A 662-nucleotide genomic window follows, 5' to 3' on the forward strand; every position below is an offset into this window, starting at 1 on the left:
TGAACAACACCGCTCGGAGTTATTAGTAGATACTGGCGAGTAAACGTTTGCCTTGAGTATTGTTCCAAGTATGCCGCCTATTGTGGTGGGGGGCTGGCTTTTGTTGATTGAAGAGAGTGAAGGTAGTCAAAACAGTGCCTATCGTTTTCATCGTTTGCTTGAACGTAAAGGTCGTTTCGCACGCAAGGCTGCGGGTAGTGAAGTGAAAGAGCAGTTGATCTCGGCGAATGTAGATACAGCGTTTATCGTGAGTTCGGCGAATCATGATTTCAACTTAAATCGTATTGAGCGTTTTTTAGCTTTGGTCAATGAAGCGGATGCTGATCCTGTGGTTGTTATTACAAAGGCAGACCTCGCTGATAATGTTGAGGCTTTAGTATCACAGGTACAAAGTATTGATCCGAATTTATCTGTCTTAGCCGTCAATGCACTTGATGTAGCGTCTCATGAAGACTTTGAGCCTTGGCTCGTCGAGGGTGAGACAATTGTATTATTAGGTTCCTCTGGAGTCGGTAAGTCGACACTCGCAAATACATTGCTTGGTGAACAGCTGCAAAGTACCGGCGGTATTCGTGAAGATGACAGTAAAGGTCGGCATACAACCACTTCACGCGCATTGATCTCGCTTCCGCAAGGTGCGTTGTTATTGGATACGCCGGGGA

1 protein-coding gene is annotated in these 662 nt (G+C 45.9%); it reads left to right on the forward strand.

Going from position 1 to position 662, the window contains the following annotated elements:
• Positions 1–52 precede the first annotated feature (52 nt).
• On the forward strand, positions 53–662 hold a 610-nt coding region (gene rsgA / locus A3739_RS07765; RefSeq protein WP_231877041.1), incomplete at its 3' end, for a GTPase RsgA.

Source organism: Oleiphilus sp. HI0067 (assembly GCF_001635735.1).